At 62.9% G+C, this 3,440-nt stretch carries 5 protein-coding genes; 3 read left to right on the top strand and 2 right to left on the bottom strand.

Annotated elements, in window-relative coordinates; all coding sequences use genetic code 11:
* Window positions 1-53 precede the first annotated feature (53 nt).
* The gene (locus HB677_RS18105) at window positions 54-578 is read right to left on the bottom strand and encodes a GNAT family N-acetyltransferase (protein ID WP_307852643.1); all 525 of its coding nucleotides are present in this window, start codon (window positions 576-578) and stop codon (window positions 54-56) included.
* 59 nt (window positions 579-637) lie between these two features.
* The gene (locus HB677_RS18100; protein ID WP_213817138.1) at window positions 638-1,168 is read right to left on the bottom strand and encodes a GNAT family N-acetyltransferase; all 531 of its coding nucleotides are present in this window, start codon (window positions 1,166-1,168) and stop codon (window positions 638-640) included.
* 102 nt (window positions 1,169-1,270) lie between these two features.
* Here HB677_RS18100 and HB677_RS18095 point away from each other — a divergent pair, with 102 nt between their 5' ends.
* The 3 genes from HB677_RS18095 to HB677_RS18085 are packed head-to-tail and all read left to right on the top strand — an operon-like array spanning window position 1,271 to window position 3,149.
* On the top strand, window positions 1,271-1,789 hold the full coding sequence (locus HB677_RS18095) for a GNAT family N-acetyltransferase (protein WP_213817137.1): 519 nt from the start codon (window positions 1,271-1,273) through the stop codon (window positions 1,787-1,789).
* Complete coding sequence (locus HB677_RS18090; RefSeq protein ID WP_213817136.1) at window positions 1,783-2,523, top strand: metallophosphoesterase; 741 nt, start codon at window positions 1,783-1,785, stop codon at window positions 2,521-2,523. Before HB677_RS18095 ends, HB677_RS18090 begins: the two co-directional genes overlap by 7 nt.
* Entirely contained in the window at window positions 2,520-3,149 is a 630-nt protein-coding gene (locus HB677_RS18085; protein ID WP_213817135.1) for a LysE family translocator, read from the top strand. The genes HB677_RS18090 and HB677_RS18085 overlap by 4 nt, the downstream gene beginning before the upstream one ends.
* The last annotated feature ends 291 nt before the right edge of the window (window positions 3,150-3,440 follow it).

Genomic DNA, 3,440 nt, shown 5'->3' with positions numbered 1-3,440 from the left:
AGGCAGCGAGGGCGTGCCGGATCTGTGAATCGCAGCGCTAAATGGCCGCGTTTTCACAGCGCTATTTGGGGCAGCTCGCGTTCGTAGAGGCTAGAGGCGAGTTGCCGCCCACCGTCGAGGGCGGTCACCGTTACGTCGCGAACGTACCTGAATCCTTGCTGCTCGTAGAAGCGTCGCAAGCCCGGATTGTTCGTGGCGCAGTCGAGCCGCACAACGGCCGCTTCGCGGTCGGCAGCTCTTGCCTCGACCCACGTCAGCAATCGTTGCCCGAGCCCACTGCCGCGATGTGTCTGAGCCACGGCCAGCCGGTGCACATACGCAGCGGGACGGTTAGCCGCACCCCAGGTCTCGGGGTCAGAGTCGGACACGGTGACCATAGCCGTGACCGCCTGGTCTTGGCGCACGACGAAAAGATTTCCCCGCTCAGCGTCACGGAACAGCACGGAGTCCGGTAGAACGTCCTGCCATTGGTCAATCCCTCGCGAGAGCAGCCATTGTCTCGCACCTTCGATCAGGCCTTGGGCGGCAGGGATATCCGCGGCGCTGGCACTCTCTACCATCAGCACGTCTTGGTTCACAAGACGACGGTACCGGGCATTCTGCCCGAACCAAGGCAGTCCTGACCGCCGAGCGCTCATCAGGTAGCTGGGCCCGGCAGCATGACGTAGAACTTAAAGCCGACGTGGGAGTCGACAAACCCGAGCCTGCGGTAGAAGCGGTGAGCGTCTGCACGGGCGGCGTCGGAGGTCAATTGCACTAGCGATGTCTCGAGTTCGATTGCGGCCTGTTCTACAACCCACCGCATCAGCGCGCTCCCGATTCCCGAGGAACGCTCCGTGCTCGCGACGCGAACCGCCTCGACGAGCAACCTGGTGCTTCCTCGACGCACCATTCCAGGGATGACCGTCAGCTGCAGCGTGGCCACGACAGCTCCAGCGAGGTTCACTGCCACAAGGAGCTCATTGCCGGGGTCGTGGATGATTCGATCCAGTGCTGCCGCGTACGCGGCTTCGTCGTCCTCGTTCGCGACGTCTCCGCGGCCAGCGCTGATCGGGTCATCGGAGAGCAACCGGATGATCGCCTCCAGGTCGTCGCGTGTCGCCCGGCGGACGAGCACGCGCGCGTCGCGGACTAAAAGGGAGACGGGCAGGTTCAGAGGATCGATCACACCTCATTATCTCGATCCTGCAACGGGTTCGGCGATCAGGGCCCAAGAGTGACCGGATAACGATCGTTCACTGGGTGGGTCGGCATCTGGGACGATGGATTGATGAGTTTCCACCGTGTGTCCGGTCCAGATATCGACCATTTACGATCGTTCCTTCGTGACTCTGACCTGACGCTCGCCGGCCTCGACGATGACGCTGTACGTGTCTGGGTTGAACGAGATACCGATGGCACGATCGTCGGCAGCACCGGATTCGAGCTCAGCAGTGGCGGGGAGCACGCACTCATCCGAAGCGTGGCCGTGGCGCCTGACCGTCGAGCGGCGGGTGCGGGATCACGCTTGGCTTTGTTCGCTCTTGAGCAGGCGGCACGGGCCGATGCCGAGCGTGCGTGGTTATTCTCCCGCCGGTCGGGGCCGTTCTGGCAGAAGCTTGGCTTCACCAGCGCAGACCGTCATCGTCTCGCGGCCGCCCTGCCTGACACCCGGCAGGTCTGCTTGTTCATCGAGACCGGCCAGCTCGACCGCGAGATTGCCTGGTCACGCACCCTGATCGACCTCTCCAACAAAAACGAACCAATCAGTACCTCAAAATCGTCTCTAGAAAGAAGCAGCACATGCTGACGATCGCGCATCTAAGCGACCCCCACCTTGACCTCTCCCCGGAGCGCACACGCCGGTTAGCCGCCGTTCTGCGCCAGGTTGACACTCTTCCGCGAGTCGATGCCCTCCTTGTCAGTGGCGACCTCGCAGACCACGGACTGGCCGAGGAATACGCGGAGTTCTTCGCCGAACTTCCCTCAGAAATTCCCTGGCTGGTCACCGCCGGTAACCACGATCTGACCGGACCGCTCACGGATGCCTTGTCCGCCGCGGGAATGACACCGTCCTCGAACGCTGTTTTGCACCTCGACGGGCTCTCCATCATCGGCTTGGACTCCCACACCGACGGGCGCGACGACGGACTTCTCAATACCACCGCAGTGGACTTCGCCCGCGAGCACATCAGGGCCGCGCCCGGGCCCGTCGTGGTCATGCTGCACCACCCGCCCGTACCGATCGGGCACCACATCGTCGACGAACACTTCGCCCTCACGAACCCTGACGATCTGGAATCACTCATCCGTGAAAACCCGAACGTGATCGCCGTTTTCACCGGCCACGTGCACGCCGCATTCACAACGACGTTCGCGGGAGTGCCGGTGCTCGGCAGCCCCGGCATCGTGTCGACGATGCGTCTGGGTAGCCGCGCCGACCCCATCGCCAATTTCGATGCCATGCCCGGATTCGCACTCCACACAATCGACGGACAGAACATCAGAACGGTCTTCCACTATCTCCACCCCAAGGATCTATGACGATCCTCTCGACAGTACTAACCCTGCTGCCGTTCGTGCTCTCACCCGGCGCGAGCTTCGCGCTCACCGTCAGCGGCGCAGCCGCCGGGGACCGGACCGCAGGCCTCCGCGTCGGCCTCGGTACAGCGCTCGGAATCGCCCTGATCGCCACAGTCGCCGGAATCAGCGGAATCGGCACCGTCGTCGCGTCCAACTCACTGATCCGTGGCTGGTTCGAGATTGTCGGCGGCCTCCTGCTACTCATCTTCGGAGCTGTCCCCCTGAGAAGGCTTTGGAACGCCCGCAATCGCGGCGAACCAGAGCAGCCGAGGACTCGTCCCGTTCACCTCATCGCCTGGGGTTTCGTCGCCGTCATAACAAACGTAAAAGCCCTGACGCTCTACGTCCTCGTCGTACCCCCGACCATCCCTACCGGAGCATCAGCACTCGGCGGGTACGCAATTATCGCCATAGTCCACATCGCTATGCTCCTCATCTGGCTCGGCCTGATCACAGCACTCATCACGCGGGCGCCGGCGATCACCAACAGAGGACTAGTCATGGTCGGGCTCCAGCTCATGGCAAGCGGAGTGCTCATCGCGTTAGGAATCCAGAGCATTATCAACGGGCTCGCCGTAATGACCTGAACGACAAAACACGCAGTCCTCAAGAGAGACCTAAATGCGACCGGCGTTGCGTTAACCGATCACCTGCAAGGCAGCTCATGGAAATGAACGCTTCCCGCGCGTAGTCCCCGACGAACACGCCGCACTCGAGTCACGCCTGCGCGGCGCCGCCGGCGCGGACGCTCTCGCACCGGAATGGACCGGCGCTATCCGGGAAGCCGGGTTCGACCTGCTCGAGTAAGCGACCCTTTCGGGCGATCAGAATCTGCCCGGCGATGGCCCTGGCGGAGACTATGCGCTAGCCGAGCTAGG

Origin of the sequence: Glaciihabitans sp. dw_435, assembly GCF_018449675.1 — a bacterium.
Lineage (GTDB): Bacteria > Actinomycetota > Actinomycetes > Actinomycetales > Microbacteriaceae > Glaciihabitans.
The sequence above is the reverse complement of the archived record's forward strand: the minus strand, read 5'-3'. Positions and strand labels throughout refer to the sequence as shown.

Bases quoted from the DNA above. Each gene is read 5' to 3' on its own strand.
- HB677_RS18095 (WP_213817137.1), top strand. From the start codon at position 1,271: ATGAGTTTCCACCGTGTGTCCGGTCCAGATATCGACCATTTACGATCG.
- HB677_RS18090 (WP_213817136.1), top strand. From the start codon at position 1,783: ATGCTGACGATCGCGCATCTAAGCGACCCCCACCTTGACCTCTCCCCG.
- HB677_RS18085 (WP_213817135.1), top strand. From the start codon at position 2,520: ATGACGATCCTCTCGACAGTACTAACCCTGCTGCCGTTCGTGCTCTCA.